Source organism: Synergistaceae bacterium (assembly GCA_017540085.1).
Taxonomy (GTDB): domain Bacteria; phylum Synergistota; class Synergistia; order Synergistales; family Aminobacteriaceae; genus JAFUXM01.
In genome coordinates this window covers 143,415-157,896 of the sequence record JAFYBQ010000030.1, presented here as the reverse complement: position 1 = coordinate 157,896, position 14,482 = coordinate 143,415, and the positions used below count along the sequence as shown (strand labels likewise).

Below are 14,482 nucleotides of genomic sequence, written 5' to 3'. Positions count from 1 at the left end.
CGGGGGTAAATTTTTGCGCTAAATTCTGCTGAGGTCTTCAGGGGATAAACCTGTGAGGCTGCATATCTGCTCATCAGTGAATCCTGCGTTGCGCATACGTCCGGCAATTTCGAGCCGTCCCAGGCTCAAGCCTTCATTCTTTCCCCTGTCAAAATAATCCTGCGCCCGTGTTCTCTGCGCCCAGTACTCCCACTCCATTTCAGGAGTCATTAACACTTCTTCCATTTTTGCCTCCAATCTTTTCACAAACGAATCGTCCGACTTTATGCCCATTGTGAGATTCAGAAATGCTTTCATTCTTGGGCTGACATCATCAGCGACTCCCTTAGCGTTAAGAAATATCGTAGAAGCTCCGTCATTAAGCTCTATGCTTGTGTCTTCCATGCAAATATTCCTGAATGTGTAGATATGTCTTCCCTTCCCGAACAGATCAAACAGACAGATGAATATTACGTAGGCTTTGTGAATATCATTGTAATTTTTCATCTTCCTGATGTCCATTTCACTGCGGGTAATCATTGAGTGATAAGCCCGTATGCGTTTGGGAAGGTTGCCAGTGTCAGCCGTCTGAATTTCAACGTCAATAATTTCGCCTTTGTCTGTCCGCGTGTAAACATCAAATCTCACGCCGTGCATAAAGATTCCTTCAGCCAATGCTTTCTGTCGTTCAGGAAATTCAACGCGCTCAATGTCAAGCTCAGGGAGTATAAGCTGTATCAGCTCACGGCAGAGGCTTGTGTCCTGAAACACCTTCCCGAACATGAAATCGTTGCCCAGAGTCAGATTCAGCCATTCCTTTTTGAAGTCCGTCAGCAAAATATCACCTCACGGAAATTATTATACAGGCAAAAAAAATTCCCCCCGACTCACATCGAGGGGATTAATTTTCTCTTTACGCCGAAACAATTTCCTTTATCTTCATGAGTCGGCTCAATGTGGATCTGTCCTGCTCATCAAGTTTCATGCTGATGTAGCGTATTGTCTCAGCCAGATTCGGGATCATCACGTACTCTAAGGCGTTGACCCTGCGTCTTGTGCGCTCAATTTCTCCGGCCATGAGGCGAATTGCTTTCTCCTCGGCGGCAAGGTGCAGCAGCTTCACGATTATCCCGCTGAACTGTTCAAGTGCCGCGTCAAGCAACAGGGGGACATTCACAAAGCCGTAATTTACGGGGTTGCCTTCCTGCTTTACGTCATATTCGGGAACCATTACGCTCATGACGTTGTGCCAGCTCACCGACAGTTCGGACTTTGCGCCGGGGAAAATTAACGCCTGCTCCAAAATCTCCGGGGTAGTCTGCGCCCGTGAAAGTACAAATGTCCCGTAGCACTCTAATAATTCCTTCTCGACTGACTCGCGGAGTTCCTTTCCTGCTTTGGCCTTCTCAAGAAATGCCTTGATTAAAGCGTCCTGCTTGTCTTTAAGGAGCTTATGACCCCTTTTTGCGACGGCAAGGCGTTTCTTCAGGCGGGACAATTCCATACGGTTAGGGTTGACGTTGATTCGTGCCATCGTCAGACACCCTCCTTTACGCTTCGCCCTTCTCTGATTTTGCCTTCAGCAGCGGGTTCAAATATTTCTCGATGTAGGCATCGCGGATTCTCTTGAGTTCCTTCACAGGAATCATTGTCAGCAAGTCCCAGCCGAGTTCGAGAGTCTCTTTGATTGTCCTGTTCTCATACTCGCCCTGACGAACATATTTATCCTCAAAGACTGTTGAGAATTTCGCAAACGCTTTATCCTCGTCCGACAATGCACCCTCGCCGAGAATGACCGCTAACTCTTTGGCCTCTTTGCCTCTCGCATAGGCCGCAAAAAGCTGGTTCATCAAGTCGGCGTGATCTTCCCTTGTTTTGTCGCGCCCGATTCCTTTGTCCTTCAGTCGCGAAAGGGACGGCATTACGTCAACAGGCGGGTAAATTCCCTGACGGTGTAAGCTCCTGCTGAGGATGATTTGCCCTTCCGTGATGTAGCCGGTAAGGTCGGGGATTGGGTGTGTCTTGTCATCTTCAGGCATTGTAAGAATGGGAATCTGCGTGATACTTCCGCTCTTGCCCTTGAGTCGTCCGGCTCTCTCGTACATTGTCGCAAGGTCGGTGTAAAGGTATCCCGGGTAGCCTCTTCTGCCGGGGACTTCCTTCCTTGCCGCTGAAATTTCCCGGAGTGCCTCGCAGTAGTTCGTTAAGTCCGTGAGAATGACAACAACATGCATGTTGCACTCAAACGCGAGATATTCCGCCGCCGTCAAAGCAATACGCGGAGTCGATATACGCTCTATTGCGGGGTCATCAGCAAGGTTGATATACAGTACTGTGCGCTGTAACGCTCCCGTCCGCCTGAAGTCCTCCATGAAGAATGACGCTTCCTCGAACGTGATACCCATTGCCGCAAAGACAACCGCGAAATCCTCATGCCCGCTGATGACTGTAGCCTGTCTCGCAATCTGAGCCGCCATCCTGTTATGCGGGAGTCCTGACGCTGAGAATATCGGCAGTTTCTGACCTCTGACCATCGGGTTAAGGCCGTCAATTGTTGATATTCCGGTCTGTATGAACTCTGAGGGGAAATCCCGCGAGAACGGATTCATGGGCATTCCGTTGATGTCAATGTTCTGCTCAGGGATAAGCGGTGCGCCTCCGTCAATAGGTTCTCCGCGTCCGTTGAAGACTCTTCCGAGCATGTCGCGTGATACAGGGAGGGTTAAGACCTTGCCGAGAAATCTCACTTTAGCGTCCTCGTTCTCGATTCCTGTCGTACCCTCGAAAACCTGAACTAATGCTCTGTCGCTCTCTATCTCAAGGACTTTTCCGCGTCTCTTGTCCCCGTTGGCAAGCGTGATTTCTACAAGCTCATCATAACGAACGTCAGCGGTTTTCTCGACCATCATAAGCGGGCCGGATATGCTTGATATTGTCCGATACTCTCTAGGCAGCATTGTTATCACCTCCGACAGGGATTATTCCGTTGATCTGCTCCTTGATTGTGTCGTCAAGTTTGTCAATCTGGCCTATGTCTTTCTCCTCAAGATAGCGCATTCTCGCAATCTGCTCACGAACAGGGAGGTTAAACAGCTTATTCATGGCCGCGCCTTTGTGGAGTGCGTCAAGTCCGGCATGATGGAACGCGACAATTGTCTTCAGCATCTTGAACTGCTTATCCATTGAGGCGTACGTGTCAATCTCGTGGAAGGCGTTCTGATGGAGGAAGTCTTCACGCAATGATTTAGCCGTCTCCATTACCATGCGCTCATCGCGTGATAATGCGTCAATTCCCACGAGTCTCACAATTTCGTTGAGCTGTGATTCCTGCTCAAGAAGGCTCATTGCCTCGACACGGAGTCCGCTCCACTGATCATCAAATTTTTCGTCCCAGTAAGGATCTAACCTCTCTGTGTAAAGTGAGTAGCTGTTGAGCCAGTTAATCGCGGGGAAGTGCCTCTGATAGGCCAAATTCGCGTCAAGTCCCCAGAAGACTTTTGTGACTCGCAGTGTGTTCTGCGTAACAGGCTCGGACAAGTCTCCGCCGGGAGGTGATACGGCTCCGATGACGGTGATTGAACCCTCGCGGCCTTCTTTGCCGTTTACGATACAGCGTCCGGCCCTCTCGTAGAATGACGCAAGGCGTGTGCCGAGATACGCGGGGTAACCTTCCTCGCCGGGCATTTCCTCAAGACGGCCTGACATTTCGCGGAGAGCTTCTGCCCATCGGCTTGTCGAGTCGGCCATGAGTGCCACAGAGTAGCCCATATCACGGTAATATTCAGCGAGCGTTATTGCTGTGTAAACGCTGGCTTCACGGGCGGCAACGGGCATGTTTGATGTGTTCGCGATTAGGGTAGTACGCTTCATTAGGGGCTGGCCTGTCTGCGGGTCGTCAAGCTCCGGGAACTCAAGAAGAACGTCTGTCATCTCGTTACCGCGTTCACCGCAGCCGACGTAAACGACTATCTGAGCCTGCGCCCATTTCGCGAACTGGTGCTGAATGACCGTCTTCCCCGATCCGAAAGGCCCGGGAACGCACGCAGTACCGCCAAGCGCAACCGGGAAAAATGCGTCAACGACTCTCTGTCCTGTTGTCATCGGGACATTGGGAGCGAGACGAGTCTTTACGGGGCGGGGCTTTCTGACCGGCCAACGCTGTAACATTTTCACTTCATGTTTCGTGCCGTTGTCATCAATCACCGCTATGATGTCTTCTACGGTATGTTCGCCCTTCTCGATTTTTGCGACTTTCCCTTTAACGCCGTAGGGAACCATGATTCTATGTTCAACAACAACGGTCTCCTGAACTGTTCCGAGAATGTCGCCCGGTATGACCTCATCGCCGACTTTCACTTTCGGGGTAAAGTCCCATTTCTTTGCGCGGTCAATCGCCGGAACGCTGATTCCCCTCGAAATGTAGGGGCTTTTCGCGGCCTTCTCGATGAGTTCAAGCGGTCTCTGTATCCCGTCATAGAACTGTTCAATAATCCCCGGCCCAAGCTCAACGCTCAGAGGCTCGCCCATTGACACAACAGGCTCACCCGGCATTAACCCGGATGTTTCCTCGTACACCTGGATTGATGCCTTGTCGCCGTTCACCTCTAGTATTTCGCCGACGAGTCCGAGTTCGCCGATATGCACAACGTCCTGCATACTTGCGCCCTCCATGCCGCCCGCGATTACAAGAGAGCCGGAGATCCTCTCTATTACTCCTTTGACTTCTTTTTTCTCAGGCATTTTCTTTATCTCCTGCCTCCGTTTTTATTATCTTTCCGCAAATATATCCATACCAACGGCTTTTTCCACGCTTCCGCGAATTGACGCAAGCCCCGCCCCCGTTGCTCCTGAAGGACCGGGAACAGGCAGCACGCTGGTGTGATACTTATCGTTGATTTCCTCGACTTTTGCTGTGAACTCAACGAACAAATCTTCCTGTATGAACACTACCGCATAATCTTCACGCGCTAATTTCTCAAGAGTTGACTCAAATGTCCCGCGAGTCTCAGGAGTCAGAACAACGCTCTTCACTCCGACAGCCTGAAACGGTAACGTCATCTCATAGCTCCCGATTGCGGCCATTGGTTTGCTGTTATCTGCCATTGCTCAGAAGCCTCCTCCCAAATTCGCGGTCAAGCCCTCCCGATATGCACACAAGAGCAACCCGCATGTTACGTGTTTCAGCTTCCTTTGTGAGAAGGTAGAGAAGAACATTCTCCGGGGCATCCATTGAGTATTTCGCGCTGTCGAGTACCCGAATCAGATAGTCATCAAGCGATTTCGACACGTCAGTCAGCGATGTCTTTATGTCGCCGGAATCCTGCAATGACCCAAGAGCCGCGCCTATGTCCGTGTGCGACAATAACCTGCTCCAAGTCTCTTGAGGCTCACTGAGGAGTCTTGCCATGTCATCAGGCCGAATCGTTCCGCCCTCGTGGAAGAAGGGAAGAGCTTTCGCGCTGTCGTATTTGATTCGTGCGAGACGTACCGCGCTCCGCAAGTTTTCCGCGTCAATCCGGGACTTTACCCAGTGAATCACGGCGGGCATTTTGAGTCCCTCGGCGATATTCAGCATTGCCCGGAACATGGCGTGATCTATCAGCAACTCGACAGCCTGCGGATTTTTCCCAGCGTCCCACAACTGCCAGCACTGCGGAATCAAGTCCGTAAGACCGTAGGGAAGGAATCCGTATTCCTCCGTCTCAATCGCTGTCTTCAGCTCCTCAGCGTCAATCGTTCCGAGTTTAGACAGCAAATCATACCGCCGTCCCTCAGACTCTCCGCCTCTGACTTTGAACAGCCCTTTGAGCAAAACTTTCACGTTGTGGAAATCGTAGGGGATTCTGAAAATGTCAATTAATCCCTTGTCAGGCACAAACGATTCAAGCTCTTTGCATGTCGCGAGCATTTCCGAATCTATAGCCTTGTCGAAATTCTCATTTCCCGAAATCCACTGAGAGTATGACGTTTCGCCGAGTGCCTTCAATGCGTCATCAATGCCGGAGCTGTCCATGAGCCGCGAAAAAAATGCCGTGTCAAGTATGTGATTTTCCATACCCCGCAAACGTGCTACGGTGTATACATAACTCACAGCCGACACACCTCCCTACGCGAATAACCGCTTCACAACTTCGGTCTCAATGTCAGCGCGGGCATCCTCTATGAGCATTTCCCACGAACAATTTGTGTCAATTCTGTCATTCCTGAGAACGAATCCGCCCGAAATCGGCAGCCTGTCGCCCGAAAGTGTCAGCTTGGTATTGTGCGAGGCGTTGTAGCCGTCAAGCCATCGCTGATCTAAATTCTTCTCGTTCTTGCCGACTAACACAACTTCATTTCCTGTTGTTACGGCCTGTGCAAGAAGTTTGTCCGCGAATTTCAGATACTTGTCCGGGGACATTGAAGCCATCTGCTGAAGTGCCGCGTCAAATGCTTCTGTCAACAACTGCTGACGGACTCCGAGATCAACGCGCTTTGCGTCAAGCTCTGCTACAATTTCGCGCCGTCTCAAAACTTCAGGCTCTTCACGTCCGAGTCTGGTGGCGTAAGCGTCCTGAACCTCTTTGATTTCGGCGTTTACTTTGCGGCTAATCTCGCGGACTCTCTCGTCATTTTCCGCCTCTAATGCTTTGATTTGCGCCTGTGATTCTGCTTTGATTTTTGCTTTGATGTCTGCAAGTGCCATTCTTCAACACCTGCCCGATTAGCCTACCTGTACTCCCATGAGCATTAATATACTCGTAAGAAGCGCAAGAACGGCGTATGTCTCGACCATTGCGGGGAGGATTATTGCTTTTCCCATCGCTTCAGGCTTCTTGCCGATCATCTGAATCGATGCCGCTGACGTTTTGCCCTGCCAGATTGCCGAGTACCAGCCCACGACCGCTATCGGGAGGCATGACGCAAGAATCTGGAGTCCCTGATTCCATGTGAGTGCGACCGCGCCAGCTCCGCCGAGGAGTCCGAGCTTGTTCAGGACGAAGAATGCGATAAGGAGTCCGTAGATACCCTGCGTTCCGGGAAGTGCCTGAAGGATTAAGCATGAGCCGAACTTGTTGGGATCCTCAGTCATTACGCCTGCCGCAGCTCCGCCTGCTACGCCGATTCCGATTGCTGATCCGATTCCTGCAAGAGCCGCCGCAAGTGCCGCCCCGAACAGCGCGAGTGAAAGTCCAAGATGTTCCATGATGATTTACACGTTCCTTTCGTGATTGAAATTGTTACTGCTCACCCCTCCGTCTTTCAGACACCTCCCCTTCTCAGGAGAGGCAAGAAAAACCTGCGCCCCTTGTCAAGGGGGAGAGAGCCATTAATGGCGAGGGGGTAATAACTTTTCCTTACGCTTTCACGTTCACAAATTCCTGTGAGAGCGTCAACGGGGTGAAGGGTTCTCCGCCGCCGCTGTAAAACTTTCCGAAAAATTCAACATACTGAAGCCTTAACGGGTGAACAAATGAGCCGAGTATGTTTATCGCAATGCTGAAGATATGTCCGCCGATTACTACGGTGATTGCCACGAACCAGCCGACATACGGAATATCAGCCGCGAGTCCGCCGAGAAGGTTTATTACCATTCCGATGACCGCCGAGCCGAATCCCAGCGCAAGAAGCCTGCTGTAGCTGAGAATATCTCCAAGATATGACGTTGAGCCGTATAACGCTAAGAATCCGTTTATGACCTTCTTGAAGTAATTAGGCTCACCCTTGCCCGCGTAAATGAAGATTATCACAGCTCCGAGTCCAGCCATCGCCGCGCCTATCTGCACAAAGTGAGGGGGCAACATTCCGCCCAGTCCCACACCGTATAAGCAGAGTCCGACAATGAAGAAGAACCACGATATTTTTTCGCCGATCGCGTCAATGATTTCTCCGTTCCTCAGCTTGTCATACGCCGAAATCAGAAGCCCGAACATCAGGTGAACTACGCCCAGCAACAGCGAGATTCCTAATACCTGCATGGGATTCGTCATTGGGTCAACAAGCATTAACGCATTCTTCATAGGGACTAACGGGGGCAAAAATGCGTCAATGAAATTCCCGAAGAATGAGCCGGAAATTACGCCGTAAATAAATGTCGACACCGAGCAGAAAAGGAACAGCGTTATGAAATCTTTTACGCCCGGAGCAATCTTCTTGTACTTCCTGAAGACGAACAGAATCAGGCCGAACACTACAATACCGTATCCCGCGTCGCCTAGACACATTCCGAAAAATACCCAGAAGAACGGCGCAAGAAGCGGAGTCGGGTCAATCCCCCTGTATTTCGGCGAGGAGTAAAGCTCCGTCAGAATGTTGAAGGGCCTTACGGTGCTTCCGTTCGCCAGGAGTGAGGGCGGCTCTTCATCGGGCGCAGGGTCTGAGAGTACTAACTCAACATCCGTGCTTATGGCCTCGATTTTTGCGCGGATCTCGTCTGCCCGGTCAGCAGGAAGCCAGAATCGAGTCAGCATTACCGAGTCTGTCTCGTCGCTCATGGCCGTGCCGTTATAGCGGGCGGAAAGGCTGTTGTAGTAGTCCGAAAGTTTCTGCACTGTCGGCACGTTCTCTTCAGCAAGGGCTTTGAGTCTCTCGTCAAGCTCAATTTCTTTTGCCTCAAGCGCGGAGATTTCACCGGCGAGTCTTTCTTTTTCCTCGTCATATGTTCCCGTCAATGTCGCTGGGACTTCAACGGGGGTAAATCCATTTTTCGCGCAGACCTCTCTTATTTCGTCCTCAATACTGCGCGAGTAAATCAAAGCCGCAAAAATATCGGTAGTTTTCTCGTCATAGGGAGCAATGATTAACTCTGAGTCGTCCCTGTATTTCGAGAAATCACCGAGTGCAGCCTTTAAGCCGCTGACATTTCCGGGCTTCACTGTTCCGACAACGCCGGTCAATGTCTTTGTTCCTTCCGTGATTGCTGAGAGAGGGTAAGGGAAAAATTCAAGTGATGACAAAATTAACGCCGTATTCCTAGCGTCTGAGAGCTTGAGCCTGTTGTCCCCTGTCTCATGTTCAACTGCGCGTGTCTTATCGCAAACCGCTTTGAGATCTGTTTTCGCCGCAAGGTCAGCCAGCTCCGTCATTGTAACTTCAGGACGCTCACCCAGCATTCTGTCGAGAGCCGGAACCGGGTCGACATAGTGCGGTGTTAATGTCCTAGACAAGTAGCGGACATCGGCGAGGTATTCATCATTTCGGGAAATCAGTGCTTCAACGTCAGCCGGGCGGGAATGGTTTTCCTCCGCTGATGAGATTATCTGACATGCTCCCGTCTCCTGAAGTGCCGCGGCGATCTGTTCATGAATGGATTTGTGATAATACAGCTCCGCCTTCTTAAGCCTGGCTACTCCCATATTTTTTCATCACCTCTTCCATTATGAATGAAGCAGCTGCCGTAACTTTTCCTTTGTGTTTCTCGTAGAAAGCCTTTGCATCTGACTCACGCTTTGAGAGAACAGCTTTTGCTTTTGTCTCTGCGGCCTCTTCTGCCCTGCGAATCTTGTCGCGGAACTGGCGTGCGGCTGCCTGGCGTGCTTCCTTGAGGGAATTTTCTGCGTCAGAAGTTGCGCGGTTGAGTTTTTTCGCAGCGTCCTCCTTAGCTTTCTGGACAGCATTAGCGGCTTGAGTCTCAGCAGCTTTTATCTCAGCGATTGTTGAGTTCTCCGCCATGAAATACTCACCTCCCGTCCTTGTGAAATCGTGTTAAGTTATTGTGCTACGGATTGAACAAAAAGGAATTATACCCAAAAAAGTTTTGCATTCAATCAGGAAAACAACGGCAAAAAAAAATTCCCCCTCCGTTTTTTGTGAAGGGAGAAAAATTTTCCTCTTGTTACTTTTTCATCAGCTCCGCGCCGACTCTCCATGCCTGCGCGATTTCTTTTCCGACAGTGTAATATGTGTTCCTGAACTGGTCGAACATTATCGCGTTCAGTTTCCCCGCGTCAACTTTGCCCTTCTCATCGAGGACTCTTTCTTCCGCAAGAACATTGACGATTGTCCCTACGACTCTCTGCTCGCCGAAACAGTCGCGGATTTCCTCAAGCCTGCATTCCATTGTTACGGGGAACTCCTCAATGACGGGTGCGTCAACATGTGCGCTCTTGTGTGCGTGAAGGCCGGTTCGCTCGAACTTGTCGGCCATGACATTCCCGGAGGCTGTGCCGAGGAAGTCGGCTTCTTTCACGTGGGCTTCATCGGCAAGGGCTACGGTAAATGCTTTGCGGGCAAGAATATTCTTGAGGGTCTTGCGCTCTGTGGCAAGGTTGAGGGCGATTTTGTCCATTCCGCAGATGCCGCCCCAGGCTACGTTCATGATGTCGATTTTTCCGTCCTCGCCGTAAGTCGCAACCATTAAAACGGGCATAGGAAACACAGCGGGCAGTGAGCCTAAATCTTTAAGCATGATGAAAAAATGTCTCCTTTGTTTTGTGATGGCTATATTATGACAGATGAGTCAAGAAAAAATCCCTGCTCTGAAATATTGACACGCTATAAATTGAAGGTGTTTGCTGACATATCGCTAAACTGCCCGTATCTGATACAAGGTCTGCCCGTGATTGTACGTTACATCCTTCAGCCTCACAAACCGCCACCCCTCACATTTTCCCCCGTCAATTTCCCCTCTACAGCCGCCTGCAATACCGCCCTCCGCAAATCCTCCGCCAGCTTCATGCCCTCACCTTCCCAAATATTTCCTCACCGCCCCGATTAGCTCATTAATCCTGCTTCCCCTCGCGGGCTTCTCCCACCTGTAATCCCTCTGCGGACGAACGTAATCACGCGCTATGCTCCCGTCCGTGTAAAGATTCACCGTCCGAAGGTGCAAATATGTATTGTCGGACAGGTCAACAGCGTACAGCAATATGCACGGCCCGAAATTTTTCCCGTGTACCGCCCGGAAATTCGGATCCCTCTTCATCTGCCTGTTAGTTCTCTCTGTCGGAAACCATACGCTCACGAACGCCGCCTGAGAATTTGCGCTGTCATACTCTATGTAGTCCGCGGCTATGTACATCTCGTAGCTCTCATCACTGCGGACAAATATCATGCTGCCCGTGTCAACGCCGTCAGATTTCCCCGGAAGTTTGCGCGGAGTCTTGTCCCTCGCTGACTGGAAGAAGCGCGACAATATCCCCGGAGCTATGGCAAAGTTCAAATTCTGTCCGTCCGTGCGTAACTTCGTGGGCATTCCGACAACCTCGCCCCGGAGATTCACGAGCGCACCCCCGCTTGACCCCGGCGAAATTGGCGCGGTGAACTGTACCCAAGTATTATTTTCCCGGAAGGCCGACACGATTCCGTTCGAGACCGTTCCGCTTAACCCTTTGGGATTCCCGATGGCTATAACGGCTTCTCCCTGTCTCGGCAAACGCGGGCTAATCGTCAGGAATTTCACAGGGGATGACGTTTTCACCATCAATAATGCCATGTCCTTTTCCGCGTCATAATCCTTCAGGCTTGCGGAAAGGCTCGCTCCGTTCTGAGGGGTTACGGTGATATATCCCGCGCCCTGTATAACATGCCAGTTTGTGAGAATGTCCCCGTTTGCGCTGACAAAGAACCCGCTTCCCGTCCCTGTGTCGGTCTTAATCATCACGATTGACGGCATTACCCGTTCAACTAAATCCGCGTAATCAGGAGCTATATTATTCTGCTGAATGGGAATGTCAGTTTTTGCCCGGAGCTGTTCAATCTCATGAAGGAGGCGCGAATAATCACGGTCATTTTTCGGACTCTCACGCGAGGTATACAGGAAGTAACCCAGAGTCAAAGCTGTTACTGTCGACATAATCAGCGCAAGTTTCATGATGATATTTCCGCGGGGCTTTTCTTTGCTGACGGGCTGAGGGGATTTTTGCGGCTGCGTTTCCTCTTCCGCGTCATCATGGCCGTAAATGTCGTAATATGCCTCGACGAGATACTCATACGCGGCCTCGATATTCTGCCTCATCCGGCGAGCCTCGTCATATTCGGGCGTGTCGGGGGCAAAGCGTATAGGGTCATAAATAGACATACGGGCGTGGTAGTTGCGCTCTATCCTGTCGATGTCTAAATCCGTGTCATCAGGCGAAATCCCAAGATACCAGCAGGCTTCATCAGGAGTCATATATTCATCTGCTTTCACTGATAATCCTCCGCAAAATTCTGCTGCCCATCAATGCGCGGTTCTCTCTTGCGTAACTCACTGCGCTTTTGGGACTCGCTCCCCATTCCAGTAATTTCTCGATTAATTTCTGACTCGGCTTTGTCGCGCTGACGGCCTTAATGAGTATTTCGTCCTTGTGGTTTATGCTGTCTCCGGCGTATTCGATTATGACATTTGCGGTCTTGACGTGCCTGTTCATCACTGCGAGCATAAGGGCTGTATTGCCGTCTGAATCTCTTGCGCTGAGGTCTGCCCCTGCGGTGATAAGCTCACGGACTGCGGGAATATTTCCGTCCTTTGCGGCTGACATTAGAGCGCGGTTTTTCCCGGTGCCGTCATCATCCCTGCAAACGCGGAGGAGGGCTAATGCGTTTCCCGTCCTGCCTGCTGTCAATGCTGCTTCAAGAGGGGTAATTCCTGCGTCATTAGGCTTGTCGGGGTCTGCTCCGTACTCGTATAGAAGCTCTATGATTGACGAGCTTGGATTATTTTCGGCGGCCTCGATTAGGGGCGTTGTGTTATGATGATTTTTCCTGAAGACTATAGATTTCAATACGGCCATGAAATTTTTGGGATTCAGACTCACAGCCGCGTTGACAAAAGCACCGTCATTTAGGGCGGATTTGATTTCGTCATAAAGCCCGCTGCGGCACAAAAGGCAGAAGTCAGAATCAGAGAGCGGCATAATATCACCTCGCATGTGTTAAGGGCATTATAGCGCATTCGCATGGGTGATAGAAATACGGTGTATCGATTCGGGATTAACGGCTAAAATATCATACATCACCAAAAAATTCACAGCTCCAAAAATTTATCGTCAGGAGGATTCTATAGCATGAAGAAATTTGTGTTATCTCTTGTTATCGTCATGGCGTTGTCTGTCATGGCCTGTGCCGCTGAGTCGGTCAAAGCCTATACGACAATGGAAGAGCCGTTAGCAAAAGCATTGTTTGACGCTTTCGAGGCTGACACGGGGATCAAAGTCGAATGGGTGAGGCTGTCAGGTGGCGAGGCTATAGCGCGTCTTGAGGCTGAACGGGCAAATCCGCAGGCAAGCATATGGGTTGGCGGTGTCGGGACTCAGCACATTGAAGCAAAACTGCGGGGGCTGTCGACTCCTTACCGTTCGAGGGCGGCGGGGAGCATTCCGGCGAAATACAGAGACCCCGAAAATTATTGGACGGGACTCTATGTCGGGCCTATAGCTTTCTGCATGAACACGGACCGGGCGAAAGAGTTAGGACTCGACATGCCGAAAAGCTGGGCGGATCTCCTGAAGCCTGAGTACGCGAAAAAAGTCCGCGTGGCACATCCCAGCACATCAGGAACAGCCTATAACATGATTACGACAGTAATACGGATATTCGGAGGCGATGAGGATAAAGCGTTCGCATACTTCAAAGACCTGTCGAAATCTGTGGAGTAGTTCACGCGCTCAGGGTCAGCACCGGGGAAATCTTGCGCGCTCGGCGAAATTCCGATAGCAATCGGCTACCTTCATGATCAGATTAAACTTCAGCGCGAGGGGGCGAAAATTGAGATCGCTATACCGTCTGACGGGACTGGATTCGAGACGGCCTCAATGTCAATCCTAAAGGGAGGCCCGGACGCTCTCAACGCCAAAAAGCTCTATGACTGGGTACTCGGACAGAAAGCTATGGACACGATAGCAAGATGGTACGTCATTCCGCTGTCGGACAAAGCTACGCCGACTGACACGGGATTTTCTCTCGCGAAAATGAATCTCGTGAATCAGGACGACCAGTGGGACGCGGCCAACAAAGAAAGACTCCTCGAACGCTGGAACAAAGAAATCTCAACAGCTCCCGAAAAGTAACGGCTGATTCATTGTGCCTCCTGTAATGTAATGTTGCGGGGGGCATTGTTTTATGTGAAGGAAGTGAAAGAATGACAGAGAACACAAAGCCGCTGAAGTGGCACAACTTTTTGATTTACTTCTTGCTGTGGGCAGGAGCGGTTATGCTTGTTCTTGGCGGCGCAACGTTTATTGCAGGAAAAGTATACGGGAAAATAGGAGACAGAATTTATCAGGCATTACCTGCTATGCGTTTCGTTGATATTGCTTACGGCCTTGTGCTTGTCTGCGTGGCTGTGTACATGATTTACACGAGATTCCAGCTTGCCGGCTTCAGACAGGGCGCGCCTAATAAATTGCTGATTCTGTTAGCGTTGAGTCCTGTTTTGGAATGGGGGTATCTGCTGACAGTCTCTGCGGTTACGGGAGTTTCAATAACTCAGCTTCACTCCGGCGGAAGTTTCATCGGTGAATTAATCGGAACAGCAATAGGAATCTGGCTTCACAAAATATATTACGACAAGCGTGCAGAATTATTTGTGAATTGATTTCAGCAA

Annotated in this window: 16 protein-coding genes; 3 read left to right on the top strand and 13 right to left on the bottom strand. The window is 50.6% G+C overall.

Features of this window, described 5'->3' with window-relative positions:
• Positions 1 to 18: 18 nt before the first annotated feature.
• The 13 genes from IKQ95_07325 to IKQ95_07265 all read right to left on the bottom strand — a co-directional run bounded on the left by IKQ95_07325 (position 19) and on the right by IKQ95_07265 (position 12,794).
• A complete protein-coding gene (locus IKQ95_07325; protein ID MBR4196503.1) occupies positions 19 to 816 on the bottom strand; it encodes an Rpn family recombination-promoting nuclease/putative transposase in 798 nt (265 codons plus the stop codon).
• A 76-nt stretch (positions 817 to 892) separates the two neighbouring features.
• Positions 893 to 1,513: a V-type ATP synthase subunit D gene (locus IKQ95_07320; GenBank protein MBR4196502.1), complete on the bottom strand. Its 621-nt coding sequence runs from the start codon at positions 1,511 to 1,513 to the stop codon at positions 893 to 895.
• A 16-nt stretch (positions 1,514 to 1,529) separates the two neighbouring features.
• The gene (locus tag IKQ95_07315; GenBank protein MBR4196501.1) at positions 1,530 to 2,936 is read right to left on the bottom strand and encodes a V-type ATP synthase subunit B; all 1,407 of its coding nucleotides are present in this window, start codon (positions 2,934 to 2,936) and stop codon (positions 1,530 to 1,532) included.
• Positions 2,926 to 4,719, bottom strand: a complete 1,794-nt coding sequence (locus IKQ95_07310) for a V-type ATP synthase subunit A (GenBank protein MBR4196500.1) — start codon at positions 4,717 to 4,719, stop codon at positions 2,926 to 2,928. The genes IKQ95_07315 and IKQ95_07310 overlap by 11 nt, the downstream gene beginning before the upstream one ends.
• Before the next feature lie 27 nt (positions 4,720 to 4,746).
• Positions 4,747 to 5,082, bottom strand: coding sequence for a V-type ATP synthase subunit F (locus IKQ95_07305; GenBank protein ID MBR4196499.1), 336 nt, complete (start codon positions 5,080 to 5,082; stop codon positions 4,747 to 4,749).
• Entirely contained in the window at positions 5,072 to 6,070 is a 999-nt protein-coding gene (locus tag IKQ95_07300; GenBank protein MBR4196498.1) for a V-type ATPase subunit, read from the bottom strand. Before IKQ95_07300 ends, IKQ95_07305 begins: the two co-directional genes overlap by 11 nt.
• 15 nt (positions 6,071 to 6,085) lie before the next feature.
• Positions 6,086 to 6,664 (bottom strand): hypothetical protein, encoded by a 579-nt coding sequence (locus IKQ95_07295; protein MBR4196497.1) that lies wholly within the window; start codon positions 6,662 to 6,664, stop codon positions 6,086 to 6,088.
• 18 nt (positions 6,665 to 6,682) lie between these two features.
• Entirely contained in the window at positions 6,683 to 7,165 is a 483-nt protein-coding gene (locus IKQ95_07290) for a V-type ATP synthase subunit K (GenBank protein MBR4196496.1), read from the bottom strand.
• Between the two features lie 151 nt (positions 7,166 to 7,316).
• On the bottom strand, positions 7,317 to 9,314 hold the full coding sequence (locus IKQ95_07285; GenBank protein MBR4196495.1) for a V-type ATP synthase subunit I: 1,998 nt from the start codon (positions 9,312 to 9,314) through the stop codon (positions 7,317 to 7,319).
• Positions 9,295 to 9,630, bottom strand: coding sequence for a cell envelope biogenesis protein TolA (locus tag IKQ95_07280; GenBank protein ID MBR4196494.1), 336 nt, complete (start codon positions 9,628 to 9,630; stop codon positions 9,295 to 9,297). The genes IKQ95_07285 and IKQ95_07280 overlap by 20 nt, the downstream gene beginning before the upstream one ends.
• A gap of 163 nt (positions 9,631 to 9,793) precedes the next feature.
• Positions 9,794 to 10,366, bottom strand: coding sequence for a flavin reductase family protein (locus tag IKQ95_07275; GenBank protein ID MBR4196493.1), 573 nt, complete (start codon positions 10,364 to 10,366; stop codon positions 9,794 to 9,796).
• Between the two features lie 273 nt (positions 10,367 to 10,639).
• Positions 10,640 to 12,088 (bottom strand): trypsin-like peptidase domain-containing protein, encoded by a 1,449-nt coding sequence (locus IKQ95_07270; GenBank protein ID MBR4196492.1) that lies wholly within the window; start codon positions 12,086 to 12,088, stop codon positions 10,640 to 10,642.
• Positions 12,075 to 12,794, bottom strand: a complete 720-nt coding sequence (locus tag IKQ95_07265; GenBank protein MBR4196491.1) for an ankyrin repeat domain-containing protein — start codon at positions 12,792 to 12,794, stop codon at positions 12,075 to 12,077. The genes IKQ95_07270 and IKQ95_07265 overlap by 14 nt, the downstream gene beginning before the upstream one ends.
• A gap of 150 nt (positions 12,795 to 12,944) precedes the next feature.
• On the opposite strand from IKQ95_07265, the gene IKQ95_07260 reads away from it, so the two are divergent.
• The 3 genes from IKQ95_07260 (at position 12,945) to IKQ95_07250 (ending at position 14,473) form a co-directional block, all read left to right on the top strand.
• Positions 12,945 to 13,535: an extracellular solute-binding protein gene (locus IKQ95_07260; protein MBR4196490.1), complete on the top strand. Its 591-nt coding sequence runs from the start codon at positions 12,945 to 12,947 to the stop codon at positions 13,533 to 13,535.
• A gap of 48 nt (positions 13,536 to 13,583) precedes the next feature.
• Complete coding sequence (locus tag IKQ95_07255) at positions 13,584 to 13,946, top strand: ABC transporter substrate-binding protein (GenBank protein ID MBR4196489.1); 363 nt, start codon at positions 13,584 to 13,586, stop codon at positions 13,944 to 13,946.
• A 71-nt stretch (positions 13,947 to 14,017) separates the two neighbouring features.
• Positions 14,018 to 14,473 (top strand): hypothetical protein, encoded by a 456-nt coding sequence (locus IKQ95_07250; protein ID MBR4196488.1) that lies wholly within the window; start codon positions 14,018 to 14,020, stop codon positions 14,471 to 14,473.
• Positions 14,474 to 14,482 lie beyond the last annotated feature (9 nt).